Annotated in this window: 21 protein-coding genes; 10 read left to right on the top strand and 11 right to left on the bottom strand. The window is 73.0% G+C overall.

The annotated features are described in order from the left end of the window. Positions 1 to 44: 44 nt before the first annotated feature. Genes ACIBG4_RS23255 through rimP form a run of 3 tightly spaced genes read right to left on the bottom strand, consistent with a single transcriptional unit; the run spans position 45 to position 1,857 of the window. Positions 45 to 347, bottom strand: coding sequence for a YlxR family protein (locus tag ACIBG4_RS23255; protein WP_310717404.1), 303 nt, complete (start codon positions 345 to 347; stop codon positions 45 to 47). After that, entirely contained in the window at positions 331 to 1,335 is a 1,005-nt protein-coding gene (nusA, locus tag ACIBG4_RS23250; RefSeq protein ID WP_310717405.1) for a transcription termination factor NusA, read from the bottom strand. Before nusA ends, ACIBG4_RS23255 begins: the two co-directional genes overlap by 17 nt. A gap of 12 nt (positions 1,336 to 1,347) precedes the next feature. Next, a complete protein-coding gene (gene rimP, locus ACIBG4_RS23245) occupies positions 1,348 to 1,857 on the bottom strand; it encodes a ribosome maturation factor RimP (protein WP_397203568.1) in 510 nt (169 codons plus the stop codon). Between the two features lie 647 nt (positions 1,858 to 2,504). Between rimP and ACIBG4_RS23240 the strand changes: the two genes are divergently transcribed. Beyond that, positions 2,505 to 3,038: a hypothetical protein gene (locus ACIBG4_RS23240; RefSeq protein ID WP_397203567.1), complete on the top strand. Its 534-nt coding sequence runs from the start codon at positions 2,505 to 2,507 to the stop codon at positions 3,036 to 3,038. 234 nt (positions 3,039 to 3,272) lie between these two features. Beyond that, on the top strand, positions 3,273 to 3,761 hold the full coding sequence (locus ACIBG4_RS23235) for a ferritin-like domain-containing protein (RefSeq protein WP_397203566.1): 489 nt from the start codon (positions 3,273 to 3,275) through the stop codon (positions 3,759 to 3,761). Between the two features lie 103 nt (positions 3,762 to 3,864). Here ACIBG4_RS23235 and ACIBG4_RS23230 read toward each other — a convergent pair whose 3' ends face one another. Next, a complete protein-coding gene (locus ACIBG4_RS23230) occupies positions 3,865 to 5,610 on the bottom strand; it encodes a proline--tRNA ligase (protein ID WP_397203565.1) in 1,746 nt (581 codons plus the stop codon). 96 nt (positions 5,611 to 5,706) lie between these two features. Next, a complete protein-coding gene (locus ACIBG4_RS23225; RefSeq protein WP_397203564.1) occupies positions 5,707 to 6,387 on the bottom strand; it encodes a hypothetical protein in 681 nt (226 codons plus the stop codon). Positions 6,388 to 6,511: 124 nt separating this feature from the next. Between ACIBG4_RS23225 and ACIBG4_RS23220 the strand changes: the two genes are divergently transcribed. Continuing rightward, positions 6,512 to 7,492 carry an acyl-CoA dehydrogenase family protein gene (locus ACIBG4_RS23220; protein ID WP_397203562.1) on the top strand — a complete coding sequence of 327 codons (981 nt, stop codon included), beginning with the start codon at positions 6,512 to 6,514 and terminating at the stop codon, positions 7,490 to 7,492. 6 nt (positions 7,493 to 7,498) lie between these two features. Here the strand turns inward: ACIBG4_RS23220 and ACIBG4_RS23215 are convergent, their stop codons facing one another. Further along, a complete protein-coding gene (locus ACIBG4_RS23215; RefSeq protein ID WP_397203560.1) occupies positions 7,499 to 7,951 on the bottom strand; it encodes a hypothetical protein in 453 nt (150 codons plus the stop codon). A gap of 95 nt (positions 7,952 to 8,046) precedes the next feature. Between ACIBG4_RS23215 and ACIBG4_RS23210 the strand changes: the two genes are divergently transcribed. The 5 genes from ACIBG4_RS23210 to ACIBG4_RS23190 all read left to right on the top strand — a co-directional run bounded on the left by ACIBG4_RS23210 (position 8,047) and on the right by ACIBG4_RS23190 (position 14,466). Beyond that, the gene (locus ACIBG4_RS23210) at positions 8,047 to 9,114 is read left to right on the top strand and encodes an LLM class flavin-dependent oxidoreductase (RefSeq protein ID WP_397203559.1); all 1,068 of its coding nucleotides are present in this window, start codon (positions 8,047 to 8,049) and stop codon (positions 9,112 to 9,114) included. After that, positions 9,111 to 10,196 carry a hypothetical protein gene (locus ACIBG4_RS23205; RefSeq protein ID WP_397203558.1) on the top strand — a complete coding sequence of 362 codons (1,086 nt, stop codon included), beginning with the start codon at positions 9,111 to 9,113 and terminating at the stop codon, positions 10,194 to 10,196. Before ACIBG4_RS23210 ends, ACIBG4_RS23205 begins: the two co-directional genes overlap by 4 nt. Before the next feature lie 31 nt (positions 10,197 to 10,227). Then, positions 10,228 to 11,826: an AMP-binding protein gene (locus tag ACIBG4_RS23200; RefSeq protein WP_397203557.1), complete on the top strand. Its 1,599-nt coding sequence runs from the start codon at positions 10,228 to 10,230 to the stop codon at positions 11,824 to 11,826. Positions 11,827 to 11,915: 89 nt separating this feature from the next. Then, complete coding sequence (locus ACIBG4_RS23195; protein ID WP_397203556.1) at positions 11,916 to 13,217, top strand: FAD-dependent oxidoreductase; 1,302 nt, start codon at positions 11,916 to 11,918, stop codon at positions 13,215 to 13,217. A gap of 46 nt (positions 13,218 to 13,263) precedes the next feature. After that, a complete protein-coding gene (locus ACIBG4_RS23190; RefSeq protein WP_397203555.1) occupies positions 13,264 to 14,466 on the top strand; it encodes a DUF6986 family protein in 1,203 nt (400 codons plus the stop codon). A 29-nt stretch (positions 14,467 to 14,495) separates the two neighbouring features. Here the strand turns inward: ACIBG4_RS23190 and ACIBG4_RS23185 are convergent, their stop codons facing one another. The 5 genes from ACIBG4_RS23185 to ACIBG4_RS23165 all read right to left on the bottom strand — a co-directional run bounded on the left by ACIBG4_RS23185 (position 14,496) and on the right by ACIBG4_RS23165 (position 18,937). Continuing rightward, positions 14,496 to 15,176, bottom strand: a complete 681-nt coding sequence (locus tag ACIBG4_RS23185) for a copper homeostasis protein CutC (protein ID WP_397203553.1) — start codon at positions 15,174 to 15,176, stop codon at positions 14,496 to 14,498. Positions 15,177 to 15,266: 90 nt separating this feature from the next. Continuing rightward, on the bottom strand, positions 15,267 to 15,914 hold the full coding sequence (locus ACIBG4_RS23180) for a GNAT family N-acetyltransferase (protein WP_355453519.1): 648 nt from the start codon (positions 15,912 to 15,914) through the stop codon (positions 15,267 to 15,269). A 210-nt stretch (positions 15,915 to 16,124) separates the two neighbouring features. Next, positions 16,125 to 16,847, bottom strand: a complete 723-nt coding sequence (locus tag ACIBG4_RS23175) for a GntR family transcriptional regulator (protein ID WP_397203719.1) — start codon at positions 16,845 to 16,847, stop codon at positions 16,125 to 16,127. A gap of 499 nt (positions 16,848 to 17,346) precedes the next feature. Next, positions 17,347 to 17,763, bottom strand: coding sequence for a Zn-ribbon domain-containing OB-fold protein (locus ACIBG4_RS23170; RefSeq protein ID WP_397203552.1), 417 nt, complete (start codon positions 17,761 to 17,763; stop codon positions 17,347 to 17,349). Positions 17,764 to 17,767: 4 nt separating this feature from the next. Then, on the bottom strand, positions 17,768 to 18,937 hold the full coding sequence (locus tag ACIBG4_RS23165; RefSeq protein ID WP_397203551.1) for a thiolase C-terminal domain-containing protein: 1,170 nt from the start codon (positions 18,935 to 18,937) through the stop codon (positions 17,768 to 17,770). Positions 18,938 to 19,178: 241 nt separating this feature from the next. On the opposite strand from ACIBG4_RS23165, the gene ACIBG4_RS23160 reads away from it, so the two are divergent. Together ACIBG4_RS23160 and ACIBG4_RS23155 are read left to right on the top strand one after the other, a co-directional pair. After that, positions 19,179 to 19,700, top strand: coding sequence for a flavin reductase family protein (locus tag ACIBG4_RS23160; RefSeq protein ID WP_310716570.1), 522 nt, complete (start codon positions 19,179 to 19,181; stop codon positions 19,698 to 19,700). Further along, positions 19,687 to 20,814, top strand: a complete 1,128-nt coding sequence (locus ACIBG4_RS23155) for an acyl-CoA dehydrogenase family protein (RefSeq protein ID WP_397203550.1) — start codon at positions 19,687 to 19,689, stop codon at positions 20,812 to 20,814. Before ACIBG4_RS23160 ends, ACIBG4_RS23155 begins: the two co-directional genes overlap by 14 nt. Positions 20,815 to 20,818 lie beyond the last annotated feature (4 nt).

Genomic DNA, 20,818 nt, shown 5'->3' with positions numbered 1-20,818 from the left:
TCAGGCGCTCATAGCAATCTGACTCCGCCCATCAACTCGGCGTCCTACATGACATTTCGTGGGTCCTCCCCGTCCAGGTGCACTCGCACACGCGAGACGTCAAGCGGCCCCGGCACGCGAAACGCGCGCGGAAACGCTCGGCGACGCTCGGCAAGCTCCAGACAACTCATGGCCGGGTGCAGTGAAGCCCCTCGGCCCGGAAGCCGTCCTCGCAGGTCAAGGACCACATGGTCCCCGACCCGCACCAAGCGGAGCAGCTCGGACTTAGCCGTGCGAACCCTGCAACCCACACAGGTGCGCTGCGGGCCCGCCTGGCCACCATATTCCAGCTTACCGCGTTGACGCATCTACGGAACCGGCGGCATCCTCGGCCTGGGTGTCAGGACGGATGTCAATCCGCCATCCGGTGAGCCTGGCGGCAAGCCGGGCATTCTGCCCTTCCTTGCCGATCGCCAGCGAAAGCTGGTAGTCAGGCACGGTCACCCTCGCCACTCGCCCTTCGAGATCGAGAACCTCGACGTGGGAAACACGCGCGGGTGACAGGGCATTCCCGACGAACTCGCCGGGGTCCTCCGACCAGTCGATGATGTCGATCTTCTCGCCGTGCAGCTCGGTCATCACGTTGCGCACCCGCGACCCCATCGGGCCGATGCACGCGCCCTTCGGGTTGACGCCGGGCTTGCGCGACCTGACGGCGATCTTCGTGCGGTGGCCGGCCTCGCGGGCGACCGCGGCGATCTCCACGGTGCCGTCGGCGATCTCCGGCACCTCCAGCGCGAACAGCTTCTTGACCAGGCCCGGGTGCGTGCGCGACAGGGTGACCGAGGGGCCCTTGTGGCCCTTCTTCACCTGCACCACGTAGACGCGCAGGCGCTCACCGTGCACGTAGTCCTCGCCGGGCACCTGCTCGTTGTGCGGCAGCACGGCCTCGATCTTGCCGAGGTCGACCAGCACCACGCGCGGGTCCTTGCCCTGCTGGATCACGCCCGAGACCAGCTCGCCCTCACGGCTGGCGAACTCGCCGAAGTTGATCTCGTCCTCGGCGTCGCGCAGCTGCTGCAGGATGACCTGCTTGGCGGTGGTCGCCGCGATCCGGCTGAAGTTGCCCGGTGTGTCGTCGTACTCCCGGACGATCTCGCCGTCCTCGTCCAGCTCGGCCGCCAAGATCGTGACGTGCCCGCTGGTGCGGTCGAGCTGGGCGCGTGCCTTGGGCGCCGCGCCCTCCGTGCGGAAATACGCGATCAGCAGCGCGTCCTCGATGGCCTTGACGACCAGGTCGAAGGAGATGTCCTTCTCCCTCTCCAGGCTGCGCAGGACGCTCATGTCGATGTCCACGAGGCTCCCCCCTTAGCCTTCGTCGCCGTCGACGTCCGCGTACGCGTCGTCCGCGTCGTCGTCGATCCGGCGGAACTCCACCTGCACCCGTCCGCGGGCCAGGTCCTGATAGTCGAGCCGGCGCACATCGCCGTCGACGTCGAGGTCGACGCCGCTCTCGTCGGCCGAGCGCACCCGGCCCTCCAGCACGCTGCCGTCGCGCAGCTCCGCCTTCACCAGCCGCCTGGCGGCGCGGCGCCAGTGGCGCGGCTCCGTCAGCGGGCGGTCGACGCCCGGCGAGGAGACCTCGAGCGTGTAGGCCGCGGGGCCCATCGCGTCGGTCTCGTCGAGGGCCGCTGAGACGGCCTGGCTCACGTCGGCGATGTCGTCGAGGCTCACCCCTCCGTCGCGGTCGACGATCACACGCAGCAGGCGGCGCCTGCCCGCCTGCGTGACCGTGACGTCCTCAAGGTCGAGGCCCTCCGCGCCGACGACGGGCTCAAGGAGCTTCATCAGGTGGTCGCGGGGTGAATCGCTGCCCATATCGACCTCCCCTATTGTCATGTTGCAGCCGGGCGGACCTCGCCTCTGGCTCTCCTGGCTCTCCGTCGCCCGGCCGCTCAGCCAGCGACGACAGTTGACACCCTATCTGTAGGAGGGCGTCCAAAGAGCGCCAGTCGGTGTGGACGCACCAGACGTAGGGCTGAGCGTACGAGCCGGACACTCCGGCGATGTCACGGGGTCCCCCGAAGGGGCGCGGGCGAGAACGTCCCGGGAGACGTCCTCGGGACGGGACGGACGTCCGGGGACACGGTCCAGACGTCCCTGGGCGGCGGACGTGCGCAAACACCCGGCGGGCCCGAGACGGACGGAGACGTCCCCGGAGACGCGGGGGACGTCCGGAGACGGGTGGAGACGTCTTCCGGGACGTGGCGGAGACGTCCGGGAGACTCGGCGGCGACGTCAGGAGGCCGGACGGGACGTCAGAAAGGGCGGCCCTCGCGGCCTTGCCTGACGGCGGGCAGGGGCGCGAGCCCGTACGATGCTTCTTGCGTCCGTAGTCCGGAGGGCTACTCACGTCCCGTCCGCGGCGCGGAGGGCCGTTCAGGTCCTGTCCCGCCCGGAGGGCTCCTCACGTCCAGCCGTGGCCCAGAGGGCTGCGTACGTCCGCGTTCTGGAGGTCTCTTCCCGTGCGCCCTTCCCTGTCCCGGCGAGCCGTGCTGGCGGGCGGAGCGGCCGCGGTGGCGCTCACGGGGTGCAGCGGCGAGTCCGGCGGCACCGGACCGTCGGAGGCGGCCCAGGAGCCGCCGGAGCTGGTCCTCGCGCGGCAGCTCATCGCCGACAAGGAGTATGTGATCGGCCTGTACGCGGCGCTCATGGCCAAGGGGGCGAACACGCTGGCCCCGTTCCGCGACCGGCACCAGGCGCATCTGGCGGAGCTGCGCCGCCGCTTCCCCGCGGCGGCCTCCCCGGCGTCCGGCGCCCCGTCCTCTCCGGGCGGGCCCTCCTCGGGAGGTCCGTCAGGGGGAGCTCCCACGGCCGGGACTCCCACGGCGGGTGCGGCGGCCAAGGTGTCGCTGTCGTCACTGCGGGAGCTGGAACGCAAGGCGTCCGCCCGGCGTGCCCGCGCGCTCTCCGGGATCGCGCCCTCGATGGCCCAGCTGGTCGCCAGCATCGGCGCCTGCGAGGCCGCCCACGCCCTGGCCCTGCCGCGGTCCCTGTGACCGCACGGCAGGCAGCGGGAACGGGCGTCGCCGGCGTGGAGGCGGTGAGCATGGGGCGGATGAACGGCATGTGCGGTCTACAAGTGATCCGCCGGGTGCGAGCCGCGTCGCCGGGTACGGGTGGCGGACGGCGGGTACGGGCGGCGGGCCTCGTCGTGTGCGGGTGGTCGTGAGAGGTGCGGGTGTGGGAAGGCTCGTGAGAGCGTGAGGTCGTGAGAGCAGCAGGAGGTCCTCGTGAGCGGTGACGCCGAGAGGCTCGGCAAGGCACTGGCCGCCGAGCACGCCGCCGTCTTCGCGTACGGGCTGATCGGTGCGCGCACCAGTGGGACTCTGCGGTCCAAGGCCACGCGGGCCTTCGACGCGCACCGTGCCCGCCGTGACCAGTTGCGCGCGTTCGTCACGGCCCGGGGCGGGCGGCCCGCCGAGGCCGAGCCGTCCTACTCGCTGCCCCTCGTCCCGTCCACGCCCACCGACGCCGTCCGCCTGGCCGTGCAGGTCGAGACCGGTGTGACGGCGGCCTACCTGGAGCTGGTCGCCGCCGACGACCCGGCGCTGCGCAAGTACGCGGCGCTGGCCATGCAGGAGGCGGTGGCGCGTTCGTACGCGTTCCGGCCGGCGATCGGGACGGCGTTCCCGGGCATGCCCGCCGCCGCGCCACCCGCCTCCCCCGGCCCTTCGCCCGTCTCCCCGCCGGCATCGCCGTCCGCGCCCACGGGCGGCTAGGCCACAGGCGGCCGGGTCCACAGGCGGCTGGGCCCACAACCGGCTGGGCCTGCGGCTGCCGCCCATGATCGGCCCCCGTGCGCCGGGGGCCGGGAGCGGACGGTCAGGCTGTGCAGGCGGCCGTGATGCGGTCGGCGGCCTCGGCGAGCGGGATCTCCGACTTCTCGCCCGAGACCCGGTCGCGCAGCTCCACCACGCCCTGGGTGAGCCCTCGGCCCACCACGACGATGGTCGGCATGCCCAGCAGCTCCGCGTCCTTGAACTTCACCCCGGGCGACACCCCGGCCCGGTCGTCCACGAGGACGCGCAGGCCACGGGACTCCAGCTCGGCGGCCAGCTCCAGGGCCGCCTCGATCTGGTTCTCCTTGCCGGTGCCGACGATGTGGACGTCGGCCGGGGCGACCTCGCGCGGCCACACCAGGCCGAGCTGGTCGTGGAGCTGCTCGGCGATGACGGCGACGGCGCGGGAGACGCCGATGCCGTAGGAGCCCATGGTGACGCGGATGGGCTTGCCGTCGGGGCCGAGCGCGTCGAGTCCGGCGGCGTCAGCGTACTTGCGGCCGAGCTGGAAGATGTGGCCGATCTCGATGCCGCGGTCGATGGACAGCTCGGAGCCGCACCGGGGGCAGGGGTCGCCGGCGCGCACCTCGGCGGCCTCGATGGTGCCGTCGGGGACGAAGTCGCGGCCGGCCACCACGTGGGCGGCGTGCTTGCCGGGCTCGTTGGCGCCGGTCACCCAGGAGCTGCCGGTGACGACGCGCGGGTCGACGAGGTAGCGGATGCCGAGCTCGCGCAGGACCTGGGGACCGATGTAGCCGCGGACGAGGCCGGGGTGCCGGGCGAAGTCCTCGGCCTCGAAGATCGCCGGCTCGCCGGGGGCCAGCGACGCCTCCAGGCGCTTGAAGTCGACCTCGCGGTCGCCGGGGACGCCGACGACGAGGGTCTCGACCTTGTCGGAGCCGGGGGTGGTCACCTTGACGACGACGTTCTTGAGGGTGTCGGCGGCGGTGACGGACAGGCCGTGGTGCTCGTTGACGTACGAGACCAGCGTGTCGATGGTCGGCGTGCCGGGGGTGTCGAGGACCCGCAGCGGCTCCTGGTCCTCGACGGCGCGGGCGGGAGGCGGCGTGGTGGTGACGGCCTCGGCGTTGGCCGCGTAGCCGCACGAGTGGCAGGCGACGAACGTGTCCTCGCCGGTGGGGGTCGGCGCCAGGAACTCCTCGGAGGCCGAGCCGCCCATCGCGCCGGACGTGGCGAACACGATCTTGTAGTCGATGCCGAGCCGGTCGAAGATCCGGATGTAGGTCTCGCGGTGCTGCTCGTAGGAGTGCTTGAGGCCGTCGTCGTCCAGGTCGAAGGAGTAGGAGTCCTTCATGAGGAACTCGCGGCCGCGCAGGATGCCGGCGCGGGGCCGCGCCTCGTCGCGGTACTTCGTCTGGATCTGGTAGAGCGTGACCGGGTAGTCCTTGTACGAGCTGTACTCGCCCTTCACCATGTCGGCGAAGAGCTCCTCGTGGGTGGGCCCGAGGAGGTAGTCGACGCCCTTGCGGTCATGGAGGCGGAACAGCAGGTCGCCGTACTCGGTCCAGCGACCGGTCGCCTCGTAGTACTCGCGGGGCAGCAGCGCGGGGAAGAGCACCTCCTGGCCGCCCATGCGGTTCATCTCCTCGCGGACGACGCGGGCGACGCTCTCCATCACCATCTTGCCGAGGGGCAGCCACGAGTAGATGCCGGGCGCCACGCGGCGGACGTAGCCGGCGCGGACGAGGAGCTTGTGGCTCGGCACTTCCGCGTCTGCCGGGTCGTCCCGCAGGGTGCGAAGAAACAACGACGACATGCGCAGCAACACGGCTACTCCTTGTTCGGCCCGGATACGGAGGACTACAGGCTATCGACTCCGGACCAGGAACCGCTCGGCATAAACCGGCGGCGCCCGGCGCCCTCGTCAGAAGGCGGCCCAGAACGGGCCCCACAGCTCGTCCGTGAGCACGATGGTGGCCACCCCCGCGAGCACGCCCGAGATCACGAGCGCGCGCAGCCGGCCGGCGAGGGAGTTGCGCAGGGCGATCACGGCCGCGATGGACAGGCCGCCCACCACGGCCGCGACGGCCGGCCAGAACCCGTTCTCGGCGGCGACGAAGCCGGGCGTGGAGCGGTCCACCACGTCCGCGAGCAGCGCGCCGCCCACGGCGCCCGCCGCGAGGTCGCCCCAGTGGTCCTTCCTGCGGGCCACGTAGGCGAGCAGGCCGAGGCCGACCAGCATGATCAGGGTCCAGTTGAGCCCGGACGCGCTGCCGCCGATGACGTCGAAGGTGAAGTCGCCGCCGTGCAGCGCGCTCGCCCCCATGGCCGCCACCAGCGTGGACACGGCGGCGAGGAACGTGCTCAGCGCCGCCCAGCCGAACCCCTGCGCGGTCACGCCAAGCGCGATGGCCAGGGCCAGGTAGGCGTACGGGTCGTAGAGGTGGCGGAGCCAGGCGGGGCCGCTCTGGGACACGAGCATGCCGACGAGGCCGACGGCCAGCCCCCCGAGGAACGCCGCCAGCACATGCCGTTCGATGCCGCGTTGCCGCCGGTCGTACTCGGCGAAGTCCGCGTAGTCGATCGCCGGCTTCTTCATGTCCATCCCGGGTCATACCTCCCCTGGATCCTCGGGACGGACGACCATAAAGGGGTTATGCGGCCGCACTGAAACCGCAAAGACTGACTGGTCGAGGTAAGGCAACCAATCGCTTGGTAGTCTGACGGCCGTGACGGTCACCGACGAGCTTCGCCACGTGGTCCGCTCCTACCTGTCCGGCCGTCCCGGCACCCCCTGGCAGGCGTTCGCGGGGGAACTGGGCGTCGCGGGGCTGGCCGTCCCGGAGGAGTACGGCGGCGCGGGAGGCGGCCCCGCCGAGGTCGCGGCCGTGGCCGAGGAGCTGGGCCGGGCCCTGTCGCCGTACCCGTTCCTGCAGACGGCGGTGCTCGCCGTGGAGGCGGTCAAGGCGGGCGGCGACGAGGAGGCCATGGCGCGGCTGCTGCCCGTGCTGGCGGGCGGCGGGCGCTCCGCGACCGTGGCGCTGCCCGGCGACGGCGACCTCGACCTGGCGGACGGCCTCCTGTCGGGCACGGTGCCGTACGCCCTGGCGGGCGACCTGGTGCTCGTGTACGCGGGCGGGATGCTGGTGGAGGCCGAGCCGACGCGGCGCGTGCGGCACCGGACGATGGACGAGAGCCGGCCGCTGGAGGAGCTGACCTTCGACCGCGTCCCGGCGCGACGGGCGGGCGACGGCTCGGGCTGGGCGCGCGTGCGCGACCTCGCCGTCGCGGCCCTCGCGGCCGAGCAGACCGGCGGGGCGGCGCGCTGCCTGGAGACGGCCACGGCCTACGCCAAGGAGAGACACCAGTTCGGCCGGCCGATCGGCTCGTTCCAGGCGGTCAAGCACAAGCTGGCGGATCTGCTGCTGCTGGTGGAGTCGGCCCGCTCGGCGGCCCTGGGTGCGGCCGGCGCGGAGAAGACGGAGGGAGTGGAGGGGGCGGAGCTGGAGGAGGCTGCCGCGATCGCGGGCTCGTACTGCTCGGAGGCGTACCTGACGGCCGCCGGCGAGAACATCCAGATCCACGGCGGCATCGGGGTCACCCTGGAGCATCCCGCGCACCGCTACTTCAAACGGGCCACCTCCGACGCGCAGTTGTTCGGCCCTCCGCAGGCGCACCGCGCGCGACTGGCCGCCCGCGTCCTCGGCTAGGACCGGTCAGCCGCCGAGGAGCTCCTCCCAGGGATGGCGGGCGTTGGTGCGGCGCGTGGTGTCGAGCGCCTCGGCCAGCCGCCAGAACCCAGGCTTGGCCCGTACGCGGGCCGTGCCCATGGGGTCGATGGCGTGCAGCTCGAAGCGGACGCCCATGACGTCGAGCACCGCCGACATCTCGCTGCCGGTGCCGGCGGGCGTGACGTCGCCGGGCACGGCCAGCCGCTCGGCGAGCAGGACGGCCACCTCGGAGGCGAACGGCCCGTCACGCCATTCGAGGTGCCAGCTGTCGTCGGAGCCGCGCCACCAGGTGAGGTCACGGCAGGACTCGATGAACTCTGCCTCGGTGGCCAGGGCCGCCATGACCCGCCCCAGGGCCTCGTGGCGGCGCGCGCCGTCGGGAGTGAGGTCGCCCTCTTCCTTCGCCCGCCGCAGCGCGTGCTTTCGCCTCACGAGCATCCACTTTGATCGCGACGGCGCCCTTCCCGCAAGTGTTTCGCGCTGGTAGTCTCTACCAAGCGAGCGCTTGGTTTACTACTTTCGCCGGAGGCGCGATGACGTCGCTACGGATCAGCCTGGGGTACGAGCTGGAGGTCCGCGGGCGCTCCCGCGAGGTCGAGCAACAGGCGTTCCAGAACGTGATCGAGCAGGTCGTGCTCGGCGACGAGCTGGGATTCGACACCGCGTGGTTCGTGGAGCACCACTTCACGAGGGGCTTCTCCCACTCCTCCGCCCCGGACCTCGTGCTGGCCGCCGTCTCGCAGCGGACCGAGCGCATCCATCTCGGGCTGGGCGTCGTGCTGCTGCCGTTCCAGTCGCCCATCCGGACGGCCGAGCGGGTCGCCACGCTGGACGTGGTCAGCGGCGGGCGGGTGGAGTTCGGCACCGGGCGCGGCGCCTCCCCGCTGGAGTACCAGGCCTTCCAGCGCCCGTTCGAGAAGTCGCGCCAGATCTGGGAGGACTGCCTGGAGGCCACGCTGGCCATCTGGCGGGCCGACGGCGAGCCGGTCAGCCGCTCCAACGAGTTCTTCGAGATCCCCGACGTGGCCGTCTACCCGCGTCCCGCGCAGGTGCCGCATCCGCCGGTCTGGGTGGCCTCCACGTCGCTGGACGGCTACCTCGCGGCGGCCAGGCACGGCTACAACCTGCTCGGCATGACCATGCTCAAGGGCATCGACGACGTGGCCACCGACATAGCCCGCTACCGGGAGGCGCTGGCCGAGGCGGGGTTCGACCCGGCCACGCGGCGGGTCGCGCTGATGATCCCCTGGTACGTCGGCTCCACCAGGGACGAGGCCGCCGCGACGGCCGCCGACGCCGTCCTGTGGTACATCCGCCGCCAGGTCAACCTCGTCACCCCGCCGGACTACTACGACGCGCGACACGCCACCCACCGGGTGCTGGGCCAGCTCGCGGCCGGGATGCCGCCCGAGGAGGCGATGGCCACGTTGCGCGAGCACCTGATGGTGGTGGTCGACGACGTGGAGGGGTCGCGCAAGGCGCTGACCCGCATCGCGGAGGCGGGCGCCACGGACCTGATCCTGCAGTGCCAGGTCGGCGGCCTCGCCCACGAGCACGTGACCTCGTCCATGCGGCGGTTCATGGACGAGGTGGCGTCATGACCGCCGGGTCGGGCGCGGGGGCGTACCGCTGGCTCACCCGTGACGACCTCGGCGCGGCCGGGGCCGCCGCCACCGGGCTGCTCCACGTGCCGCCCGACGCCTCCGGCGTCTTCCCGCTCGCCCCCGCCGACCGCGAGGCCGAGGAGGAGCTGACCGCCGCCGCGTTGCGGGCCGCCGGCGTGGGCGGGCGCGACCGGGTCGTGGTGGCGCTCGCCGAGCCGGCGGGCGCCCTGTGGGCCTCGGCCGCCTCCCGGGTGGCCGCCGCCGCCGCGTCCGTGGGGCCGCGCGGCCGGATGCGCCTGCACCACGCGCTGTCGGCGCTCGGGGCGACCACGCTGGTCGCGACCCCCACCGGCGCCATGGACTTCCTGGCCCGGCTGCACCTGGAGTTCCTGCTCGACCCGCTGGACCTCGGGCTCCGGCACATCGTGCTCACCGGCGAGATCGCCTCGAAGCGGACCCTCGGCCACCTGGCGGGCGAGTTCGACGCCGAGGTCCACGAGGTGTACTCCAGCCCGTTCAGCGGGGGCGCCCTGGCCTGGCGGGCGGCGGAGGACGAGCCGCTCACGCCGCTCGCCGACGGTCTGCTGCGGCTGGCCGCGCTCGGCAAGGACGAGCTGCTGCCGCACGCCCCCGGCGCGGCCGAGCTGGTGATCACGCCGGCCGGCCACTCCGCGCTCGGCGACGCCGTGCTGCGGACCGGCCAGGTGGCGCGCGGCCCGGCCGACGGGATCCCCGCCCCCGCGCACACCGTGGGAGAGCACGTGCTGGTGCGCGGCGTGTGGCTGTCGCTGCCCCGGATCGGCCGGACCCTCACGAAGATCGACGGGGTGGCCCGTTGGGAGCTCGGCGTCAGCCGGCAGGGCACGCTCGACGCGGCGGTCCTGACCGTGACGTTCAACCGGGCCAGCCTGGTGGGCAACCCGATGTGGCGCTCGCGCCTGCAGGAGGCCGTGCGGGCGCTGACGCCGATCTCGCTCGCGGTGGAGATCGCTCCGGAGGTCGCCGAGACGCCCTCCCCCGGCATGGTGAGCGACCTGCGCGGTCACCACCTCGGCCGCGACAGGGCGCTCGTGACGTGACGCACCGACTCAGCTTGGAGGCGCGGGAGACGTGGAACCGGTGCCGGACTGGGGGACGATCCCCCGCATGCTGCGCGACCAGGCCGCCCGGCACCCCGGCGCGACCGTCCTGGCCGACGGCGCGGACCGGACGAGCCTGGCGGAGCTGCTGGAGGCGGCCACGCGGGTGGCGCGGGGTCTCATGGCGCTCGGCGTGGAGCCCGGCGACCGGGTCGCGCTGTGGGGCGTGAACGACCCGTCCTGGGTGGTCCACGCCTTCGGCGTCTGGTGCGCCGGCGCGGTCCTCGTGCCGCTCTCGTCGCGGGCCAAGGGCCTGGAGGCGGCGGCGATGATCCGCAGGACCGCCGCCCGGGTGCTGATCACCGGAGAGGGGGCGGGGCGGACGGCGCCGGCGGACCTCCTGCCGCCGGGCACCGGCCTGCTCCATGTGGTCGTCCCCGCCTCCGCGCCCCCGGGCCCGGGCCGTCTCACCGCCTCGGAGCTGCTGGAGCGGGGCGAGCAGGTCGCGCCGGACGCCGCCGAGGAGCGGGCGCTGGCCGTACGGCCGGAGGACCTGTGCGAGATCATGTCCACCTCCGGCACCACCGGCACGCCCAAGGGCGTCATGCTCGACCACGCCCAGGTGCTGCGCGGCTACTGGGACTGGGCCGAGATCGTCACCCTGGGCGAGGACGACCGCTACCCGGTCATCGCGCCGTTCAGCCACGGCTTCGGGCTGAACGCGGGGCTGCTCGCGTGCGTGCTGCGGCGGGCCACGATGATGCCGATCCGGGCGTTCACCCCCGACGGGCTGATGGAGCTGATCTCCTCCGGCCGGATCAGCGTCCTGGCGGGGCCGCCCACGCTGTTCCACCGGCTGCTGGACGAGCTGGACCGCAGAGCGTGCGACGTCTCGTCGCTGCGGGTGGCCATCTGCGGGGCCGCCGCCGTCCCGCCGTCGCTCATCACCCGGCTGGTCGAGCAGGTGGGCATGGAGCGGGTGATCAACGCGTACGGCCTGATGGAGGGCACGGTCGTCTCCATGACCAGGGCCGGCGACCCGGTCGGGGTGGTCGCGGCCACGACCGGGCGGGCGGTGCCCGGCATCGAGGTCAGGGTCGTGGACGACGAGGGCAAGGACGTCGCGCCGGGCGAGCGCGGCGAGATCCTGCAGCGCGGCTACGGCGTGATGCGCGGCTACTGGGACGAGCCGGACAGGACCGCCGAGGTGGTCGACCGGGACGGGTGGCTGCACACGGGCGACGTCGGCGTGCTGGACGCGGCCGGGAACCTGGCGATCGTGGACCGCAAGAAGGACCTGTACATCGTCAACGGCTTCAACGTCTCCCCCGCCGAGGTGGAGTCGTTGCTGCTGCGCGAGGGCTCGCTGGCGCAGGCGGCCGTCGTCGGGGTGCCCGACACCGTCTCGGGCGAGTCCGGCTGCGCGTACGTGGTGCCCCGTCCCGGCGCTGAGGTGGACGTGGAGGCGCTGCTGGCCTGGGCGGGGGAGAACATGTCCAACTACAAGGTCCCGAGGCGCGTCGTGGTCGTGGAGGCCCTGCCGGCCAACGCCAACGGCAAGATCGACAAGGCCGCCCTGCGCGCCCGCGCGACACGGGACGCTCTTGACGGCGAAAAGAGGCTGTCATAGGCGCTCGCACGGGGAACAATCGCCACGAGACGGTGATCCCGGCCGGACGCCTGGCCCGTGCCGAGGAGTCGCCGTCGCAGGGAGGCGACGTGGCGTTGCGCGTGGCGGTCATCGGATCGGGGCCCGCCGGGATCTACACGGCCGAGGCCCTGGTCAAGCAGTCGTCGGAGCCGGTCGAGATCGACGTGCTCGAACGCCTGCCCACGCCGTACGGCCTGGTCAGGTACGGCGTCGCGCCCGACCACACCTCGATCAAGTCCATCGCCGGCTACCTGCGGCGGGTGCTGGAGCTGCCGCAGGTGCGCTTCCTCGGCGGCGTCACGCTCGGCGTGGACGTGTCCGTGAGCGACCTGCTGAGCGCCTACGACGCCGTCGTGTACGCCACGGGCGCCATGGTGGACCGGCGGCTCGGCATCCCCGGCGAGGACCTGCCGGGCAGCGTGGCGGCCACCGACTTCGTCAACTGGTACTGCGGCCACCCCGACGTGGACGCCGGCCGGTTCGTCCTCGACAGCTCCGAGGTGGCGGTCATCGGCGTCGGCAACGTGGCCGTGGACGTGGTGCGGATCCTGGCCAAGACGGCCGACGAGCTGAGCGCGACCGACGTGCCGCACGAGGTGCTCGAACGCCTGGGCGCCAGCCAGGTCAAGGCCATCCACATGATCGGCCGGCGGGGGCCGGAGCACGCCAAGTTCACGCTCAAGGAGCTGCGGGAGCTCGGGGAGCTGGCCAACGCCGACGTGTGCGTGCGGCCGGAGGAGGCCGTCGTGCTCGGCGGCGACTTCCCGCGCCAGGTGCGGGGCAACATCGAGGTGCTGCGCTCGTGGTCGGAGCGGCGGCCGGCCGGCCGGCCACGCCGGCTCGACGTGCGGTTCTGGCTGCGCCCGGTGGAGATCATCGGCAGCGAGCGGGTCGAGGGGCTGCGGCTCGAACGCACCCGGCTGAGCCCCGAGGGGCGCGTGGAGGGCACCGGCGAGTTCGAGACGCTGCCGGTGGGGATGGTGCTGCGATCCGTCGGCTACCAGAGCGTGCCCCTGCCGGACGTGCCGTTCTCCCACGAGACGATGACCGTGCCGAACGAGGCGGGGCGGGTGCGCGAGCGCGAGTACGTCGCCGGCTGGCTCAAGCGCGGCCCGACGGGCGTGATCGGCACGAACAAGTCCGACGCGGCCGAGACGGTCCGCACGCTGCTGGCCGACCTCGCGGGCCGCGGGCACGAGCTGAAGACGGACCTCGACACGCTGCTGGCCGAGCGCGGGGTGCGGCCCGTCACCTACGAGGAGTGGCTGGCCGTCGAGGCGGCCGAGGCCGAGCTGGCCCGCACGCTGGGCCGCGGCGAGCGCGTCAAGCTGGCCGGCCTGGAGGCCATGCTGCGCGCCTTCCGCCCCTGAGGCCGCCCCTGAGCCCGGTGTCCCTCGGCGGGTTAGGGTGCAGGGCATGCGTGTGACCATGGGGGACGTGCCGCTGGCCGCGTTCGAGGACGCCTTCCGGGCCCAGCGGGCCCGCTATCCGGGCGCCTCCCCCGGCTGGCGCCCCGGATGGCAGCCGGTGCACACGGTGTACGTGCCGGCCGACCGGTTCTCCGCCGGGACCGTCGCGGACTGGGGCGGGCGGGCCCTGGCGCTGGCGCGGGCGGGGCTGGCCGGTCCCGCCGAGGTCGTGGACGTGTTCGGGGTGCCGGAGGGGCTGGCGCCGGCCGTGCACGAGCGGGTGCTGCGCAAGCTCGCCCGCGAGCCCGTCGAGGACCTGCGGATCGACTTCGAGGACGGCTACGGGGTGCGGCCCGGCGAGGAGGAGGACGCGCACGCCGTGCGGGCCGCCGAGGCGGTCGCGGAGCTGCGGGCCGCGGGGACGCTGCCGCGGCGGTGGGGGCTGCGGGTGAAGTCGTTCGCCGACGGCGACCCGGCGCGCTCGGCGCGGACGCTCGACGGTTTCCTCACCGAGGTGGCGGCGCGCTGCGGCGAGCTGCCGCCCGGCTTCGTGGTGACCTTCCCCAAGGTGCTCATGGAGGAGTACCTGGTGGAGTTCGCCGACCTGCTGGGGCGGCTCGAACGCGGGCTGGAGCGCGGGCTCGGGGGCGGCGCGGAGGTGCGGCTGCGCTTCGAGATACAGGTGGAGGCGCCGCAGACGCTGGCGTTCCTGCGGGGCGACCTCGCCGAGACGCTGGGAGGCAGGCTCGCCGCCGCGCACTTCGGCGTGTTCGACCACACGGCGGCGATCGGCCTGCCGCCGCAGGAGCAGCGGCTCGACCACCCGGCCTGCGACCACGCCCGGCACGTCATGCAGACCGCGTTCGCGGGGACGGGGGTGGAGCTGTCGGACGGGTCGCTGGCGGCCGCGCCCGCCTCGGAGTCGGCCGCCGACGTGCGCGGGCTGTGGCGGCGGCACGCCGAGCTCGTACGGCACTCGCTGCGCCACGGGTACCACCAGGGCTGGGACATGCACCCCTCGCACCTGGTGAGCCGGTTCGCCGCGGTCTACGCCTTCCATCTGGCGACGTACGACGCGTACCGGGAACGGGTGCGGGCCTGGGAGGAGGGGCGGGCGGGCGACGGCGGGGTCATGGACGAGCCCGCCACGATCAGGCCGCTCGTGGCGGCCCTGTCACGCGCGGACGCCGCCCTGTCCGGCCCCGGCTGAGGCCCGGACCGCGTCCGGGGCCCGGCCGCTCAGTCGCGGTCGACCAGGGCGCGCCACTGCTGGACCAGCCGCCGGTCCACGGGGTCCGACCAGCTCTCCCGTACGGCGGAGCCGACATGGAAGGCGCGCACCCCGTAGTCGAGCAGGGCCGGCACGTGCGGTGGCCGCAGCCCGCCGCCGGCCAGGATGATCGACCCGTCACCGGCCTCGGCACGGGTCTTGAGCACCGGCAGCCCGTCCGCCACACCGGTGGGCCCGCCGGCGGTCAGGACGGTCGCCAGGTTCGGCAGGAGCCGCACGGCGCGCCAGGCGGCCAGGACGTCGGCCGCGTGGTCGACCGCCCGGTGGAACGTCCAGGGCAGCGGCGAGACGGCGTGGATGAGCGCCTCGGTGGCGGCCAGGTCCACGGCGCCCGCCCCGTCGAGGAACCCGAAGACGAACCCCGCCGCACCGGCCTGGGCCAGCTCCTTGGCGTCGCGCCGCAGCCGGTCGAGCACGTCCTGCCCGGCCGTGAACGTGGCGTCGCGGCGCAGCATGACCATCTGGGGCAGCGGGCACTCGGCGGCGATGGCGGCGACCGTCTCGGGCGCGGGTGTGAGCCCGTCGGCCGCCATGTCGGCGACGACCTCCACGCGGTCGGCGCCGCCCTGCTCCGCGGCCACGGCGTCGCGCACGTCGAGCGCGATCACCTCAAGGAGGGATCCGGTCATGAGGGCAGGTTATCGGGTGCTCTACCCCTTTCCGCAGGCGAAGCCCCAAAAGCCCGTTACGTCCTGGCTGGTCCTGGGGGCCGGCGGCCGTCAGGCGCCGATGAGCTCGGGGAGGGTGAGGTCGCGGAAGGCGGCGACCATGGCGCTCTCGGCGGGGCGCTGGAAGAGGGCGCCCGAGGCGCGGTGCGGGAGGTCCACCGTACGGACATGCTGGAAGCCGCGCCGCCGGTAGTAGTCCTGGAGTTCCTGGTTGCGCTTGGCGCAGTCGAGCCGGAGCCAGCGGCGCCCCGTGGCGCGGGCCGTGTCCCCGGCCCAGTCCAGCAGCGCGTCCCCGAGACCCGTGCCGGCCCAGGGCCTGGCCACGGCCAGCTTGTGGACGTACAGCGCCGAGCCGGGGTCGTCGGCGGGCGCCCAGAACTCCGGGTCCGCGTGGCCGTCCAGGGCGATGGTGGCGACCGGGGGGACGTCCTCGTCGGGGTCGAGGTAGCGCAGCTCGTCGTCCAGCAGGTACAGCACCCGCTCCTCGATCAGCGGCTCGATCCGCTCGGGGCCGAAGCCGCCCCGCGGCCACTGGCTCACGCCCTTGGAGTGCAGCCATTCGGCGGTGTCGGCGAGCAGGGTGAGGACGCCCTGGAGGTCGGAACGGTCGGCGCGGCGCAGGGCCAGCGGGTGCAGGAGGGTCGCGGTACCGGAGCCCGAAGTGCCGGAGAGGGTGCCGAAGGCAGTGATGGAGTGCATGGTTCGCCCTTTCGATGCGTTGGGTGTCCGAGTCACTACTGTGAGTGATGGCGCAGTGGCGCACGGACTCGGCTAGGGTGACTTAAAGGCGATATGTATGCATATACACGCATAAATTGGGTTTTAGGGAGTATGCACGACTCCCCTAGCCCGGCGAGGCCGGATTACTCGCGGCGGGCCGCCGGCGGGATCACCCCCAACCGAGCTCGACTAGCGGCTGTCGAGCTCGTATCTGATCAAGTGCTTGTCCGCGGGTAGCACCGAGACCGCGACGCGCACCGGCGTATCAGCCCTGTCGTAACCAACACGGACATACACGACAACTGGCGTGCCCAGTTCCAATTGAAGCCTCTCAACTTCCTCTTGGTTGGGCATTCGCGCCCAAATGTCGTCAATCACGCGAACTTGTTCATGCCCGAGCTCCTCCAGAACCCGGTTCGCCCCTCGCGCGATGTCCCCCGGCCTGGCGATTTCCGAGGTGGCCACCAAATCCCGGGGGAAGTAGGAGTCATTGGTGTTGTACGGCTGCCCGTCGACGAAACGGAGCCGCCGGCGCACCACGGCGAGCTCCCCGTCGGCCAGCTCCAACCGGCTGGCGATCTCCTCGACGGGTGTGACGGTCAGCACCTCGATGAGCTGGCTGGGCGCCCGGCCCTCCTGGGTGACGGCGTAGGCGAACGCCTCACGCAGCTCTCCGCTGGGCTGTGGCTCCAGCTCTCGCTGCGGGTAGATGAGCAGCGGCCTGCGGTCCCGGACGATCGTGCCGCGGCGGGGCGTCCGGGTGACCAGCCCTTCGTTGACCAGCTCGCCCAGGGCCAGCCGGACGGTGTTGCGGCTCACCCCATGGTCCTCCATGAGCTGGGCCTCAGTCGGCAGCTGCGCTCCGGGACCGAGTACACCGGAGTAGATGGCCTTCCGTAGTTCGGAAGCCACCTGCTGGTACAGCACCGACCTTGCCACTTTCACCCCTTATTGTGCCAACAATTTAGACGATCTGGTTCTAGCAGGCCACAACCCCTTGACCAAAGGGCCCCCGCAGCCGCATCATCCATTCGTTGGTACAAATCCATCGAAAGGCCGGGAGGAGGTGAGGGCCAGTGTTGCCGGTCCACGCGGGTACGCCATACCTGCCCTGGCAAGACCCAGACGATGCACCACGTTTACTGCGTTACGCGGTGCGTCGCCATACGTTCGGTCTTACCTGCACGAACACCCGGAATGGCAGTCCCGTACCGACCAGGTCGACCGAGCGTTGCCGGCACCCGGAGTCCTCGCACTCCCCCACCGTCTCCGTGCGCGAACCATCGATCTAGGACTCCAACCCTCGCCGGAGTCCTGGCGTCGCCGCGCATGGGGCTGGAAGCGCGTCCTGGCGGGTCCCCCACGCCCGCCAGGACGCGCGTTCCGCATGTCACCCGTCTTTGGGTGACGCTCACTCCCCGGCGGGCTCCCAGTCGACGAGCGTGAGCTCCCCTGCCGTGAACACACCCCTGACCCGCTCGCCGCCCACCGGCTCCCGCGACGCCCGCCACCCGCCGTGCAGCAGGCAGTCGGGCACCGCCGCCGGCCGCACCATCACCACCACGTAGGGCCCCCCGCCCCCCGTGCCTGCCCCGCCGAACGCCTGATGGCTGACGATCCAGCTCTCCACGGTTCCCTCCGGGGCCACCGCCTCCCAACGCCACCGCTCGGCGCGGCAGGCCGGGCAGAACGCCCTGGCGGGGAAGCGCGCCGTGCCGCACGCCTCGCACCGCTGCACCGCGAACTCCCCCCGCCCCGTCCGCTCCCACCACGGGGCCGAGTCGCGGTCCGTCGTCACCTGGAACACCGGACGCCCGCCACCAGCCATGCGATCAGCCCTTCCTGAGGATCAAGGCGGAGGTCGCCGGCAGGATGTAGCCGGGCTGGGCCGTGGACAGGGCCACCTCCGCGCCCGGCACCTGGCGGTCCCCCGCGTCGCCGCGCAGCTGGGAGACGGCCTCGGCGATGTGGTTCATGCCGTGGACGTAGCCCTCCGACAGGAAGCCGCCGTGGGTGTTGACCGGCAGCGTCCCGTCCAGGGCCGTGGCGCCCGAGGCGACGTACGGGCCGCCCTCCCCCTTGGGGCAGAACCCGTAGTCCTCCAGCTGGACGAGCACGGAGTAGGTGAAGCAGTCGTAGATCTCGGCCACGTCGACGTCCTCCGGACCGATGCCGGCCTGGCCGTACAGGCGGGGGGCGAGGGCGGCGGCGGCCGTGGTGGTGGGGTCGGCGCGCCCGCCCGACAGGTGGCTCTCCCCGCCGCCCCAGGCGGCGGCCGAGACGAGCACCGGCGGCCGGCGCAGGTCGCGCGCCCGCTCGGCGGTGGTCACGACCAGCGCGCAGGCGCCGTCGGTCTCCAGGCAGCAGTCGAGCAGCCGGAACGGCTCGGCGATCCACCGGCTGGCCAGGTAGTCGTCGAGCGTGATCGGGGTGCGCATGAGGGCGCGGGGGTTCTTGACGGCGTTGGCGCGCTGGGTGACCGCCAGCCGGCCGAAGTGCTCCGCCGTGGTGCCGTACCTGAGCATGTGCGCGCGGGCGTACATCGCGTACTGCTGCGGCGGCGCGAAGAAGCCGTACGGCGCCTGGTACTGCACCTCGGGGCCCGGCGGCAGCCCGCGGCCGGTGCCGCCCATGCGGAACTCCGAGCGGGCGTTGATGGCGCGGTAGCAGACGACGGTCTCGGCCATGCCCGCGGCCACGGCGAGCGCGGCCTGGGCGACGACGGCGTGGGAGACGCTGCCGCCGCCGAACTGGTCGAGGTGCCAGCTCAGGTCGCGGATGCCGAGCGCGGGCCCGACGAGGGTGGGGGCCGCGGAGTCGCCGACGCGGTGGGTGGCCAGGCCGTCGACGTCGTCCGCGGTGAGCCCCGCGTCGTCCAGGGCGGCCAGGACGGCGCGGCAGGCCAGGGTCAGGGTGCTGACGCCCGAGTCCTTGCCGAACGGCGTGTAGCCCACGCCCGCGACGGCCGTACGATCCCGGAAGGCGAGCAAGCGCTTGGGCATCAACACACGCTAGGCCGCGCGCTCCGGACGTGTCAACGTGACAGGGTGGACGGTCGCCGGCGCACCGCTTGACAGGCTTTCCGCCCCGCGCCTACCGTCCAAGCAAGCGCTTGGTGAGATACACTCGACTGGGCGGACAAAGGAGGTCCACATGAGCACACACGCTGCCCGGCTGGTCACGCCGGACGGTTGTGCCGGCCGTCCCACGCCCTACCAGCGCAGGACCCTCCACGGAGCCGCCATGCCGAACGGCCCTACCCCCCAGAGCGCGAACGGTCACCTCGACGCCTTACGGTTCCGGCAGGTGCTCGGGCGCTTCGCCACCGGCGTGGTGGCGATCACCGCGCTAGACCCGGCGACCGGCACGCCGTGCGGCCTGGCGGCCAACTCGTTCACCTCGGTGTCGCTCGACCCTCCACTGGTGGCGTTCTGCGTCGCGCACACCAGCACGAGCTGGCCGCGCGTACGCGGGGCCGAGATGCTCACCGTGAACGTGCTGGCCGAGCACCAGCAGCCGGTGTGCGTCCAGATGGCGGCCAAGGGCGGCGACAAGTTCGCGGGGCTGAAGTGGACCGGCTCGCCCGGCGGCAACCCTGTGCTGGACGGGGCGCTGGCCTGGATCGACTGCGCGGTCGAGGCCGAGCACCCCGCCGGCGACCACATGATCGTGGTCGCGCGGGTGCTCCAGCTCGACGTCCACGCGGAGGGCGGGCCGCTGGTGTTCTTCCGCGGCGGCTACGGGGGCTTCGTTGAGCCTGCGTGAGGAGGCGCGGGCCTGGCTGGAGGACCACCTCACCGGCGAGTTCGCCGGCGCGCGCGGGCTGGGCGGACCCGGCCGCGAGCACGAGGGCCACGAGATCCGGCTGGCCTGGGAGCGCCACCTCGGCAAGGCGGGCTGGACCTGCCTGGCCTGGCCCGCACGGTACGGCGGGCGCGACGCCTCCCTGGCCGACCAGGTCGCCTTCCACGAGGAGTACGCCCGCGCCGACGCCCCCGCCCGCGTGGGCCACATCGGCGAGGGGCTGCTCGGCCCGACCATCCTCCAGCTCGGCACGGACGAGCAGAAGGCCCGGTTCCTCCCTCCCATCCAGCGCGGCGAGGAGCTGTGGTGCCAGGGCTACTCCGAGCCGGACGCGGGCTCCGACCTGGCCGGGGTGCGGACCCGGGCGCGCCTGGAGAGCGGCCGGTGGGTGGTGACCGGGCAGAAGGTGTGGACGTCGCTGGCGCACGTGGCCGACTGGTGCTTCGTGCTCTGCCGCACGGAGCCGGGCTCGGAACGCCACCGGGGGCTGTCGTACCTGCTGGTGCCGATGCGCCAGCCCGGCGTCGAGGTGCGGCCGATCGTGCAGATGACCGGCACGTCGGAGTTCAACGAGGTGTTCTTCGACGGCGCCACCACCGACGCCGCCAACGTCGTCGGCTCCCCCGGGGACGGCTGGCGGGTGGCGATGGCCACACTGGCCCACGAGCGGGGCGCGTCCACGCTGGGGCAGCAGATCGGGTTCCGGCGGGAGCTGGCCAAGGTGATCGAGACGGCCCGGCGCACCGGGGCGGCGGAGGACCCGGTGCTGCGCGACCGGCTGGTCAGCGCCTGGCTGGAGCTGCGGATCATGCGGCTGAACGCGCTGCGCACGATGCGGCCCGATCCGGGGCCGGAGGCGTCCATCGGCAAGCTCTACTGGTCGGAGTGGCACCGCAGGCTCGGAGAGCTGGCCCAGGCCGTCCAGGGCAGGGCGGGGCTCGTCGCCCGCGACGGGGAGCTGGACGACCTGCAACGGCTCTACCTGTTCAGCCGGGCGGACACCATCTACGCCGGGTCCAGCGAGATCCAGCGCAACATCATCGCCGAACGGACGCTGGGCCTGCCCCGGCAGTGAGGGG

This window comes from Nonomuraea sp. NPDC050383, assembly GCF_044459125.1.
Taxonomy (GTDB): Bacteria; Actinomycetota; Actinomycetes; order Streptosporangiales; family Streptosporangiaceae; genus Nonomuraea.
Note: the sequence above shows the minus strand (reverse complement) of the source record. Positions and strands in the feature narration are given on the sequence as shown.

Excerpts from the sequence above, each read along its gene's own strand:
- ACIBG4_RS23180 (WP_355453519.1), bottom strand. The coding sequence starts at position 15,914 with ATGCACTCCATCACTGCCTTCGGCACCCTCTCCGGCACTTCGGGCTCC.
- rimP (WP_397203568.1), bottom strand. The coding sequence starts at position 1,857 with ATGGGCAGCGATTCACCCCGCGACCACCTGATGAAGCTCCTTGAGCCC.
- ACIBG4_RS23185 (WP_397203553.1), bottom strand. The coding sequence starts at position 15,176 with ATGACCGGATCCCTCCTTGAGGTGATCGCGCTCGACGTGCGCGACGCC.
- ACIBG4_RS23190 (WP_397203555.1), top strand. The coding sequence starts at position 13,264 with ATGCGTGTGACCATGGGGGACGTGCCGCTGGCCGCGTTCGAGGACGCC.
- ACIBG4_RS23170 (WP_397203552.1), bottom strand. The coding sequence starts at position 17,763 with ATGGCTGGTGGCGGGCGTCCGGTGTTCCAGGTGACGACGGACCGCGAC.
- ACIBG4_RS23255 (WP_310717404.1), bottom strand. The coding sequence starts at position 347 with ATGCGTCAACGCGGTAAGCTGGAATATGGTGGCCAGGCGGGCCCGCAG.
- ACIBG4_RS23210 (WP_397203559.1), top strand. The coding sequence starts at position 8,047 with ATGACGTCGCTACGGATCAGCCTGGGGTACGAGCTGGAGGTCCGCGGG.
- ACIBG4_RS23215 (WP_397203560.1), bottom strand. The coding sequence starts at position 7,951 with ATGCTCGTGAGGCGAAAGCACGCGCTGCGGCGGGCGAAGGAAGAGGGC.
- ACIBG4_RS23165 (WP_397203551.1), bottom strand. The coding sequence starts at position 18,937 with ATGCCCAAGCGCTTGCTCGCCTTCCGGGATCGTACGGCCGTCGCGGGC.
- ACIBG4_RS23160 (WP_310716570.1), top strand. The coding sequence starts at position 19,179 with ATGCCGAACGGCCCTACCCCCCAGAGCGCGAACGGTCACCTCGACGCC.
- ACIBG4_RS23205 (WP_397203558.1), top strand. The coding sequence starts at position 9,111 with ATGACCGCCGGGTCGGGCGCGGGGGCGTACCGCTGGCTCACCCGTGAC.
- ACIBG4_RS23225 (WP_397203564.1), bottom strand. The coding sequence starts at position 6,387 with ATGGACATGAAGAAGCCGGCGATCGACTACGCGGACTTCGCCGAGTAC.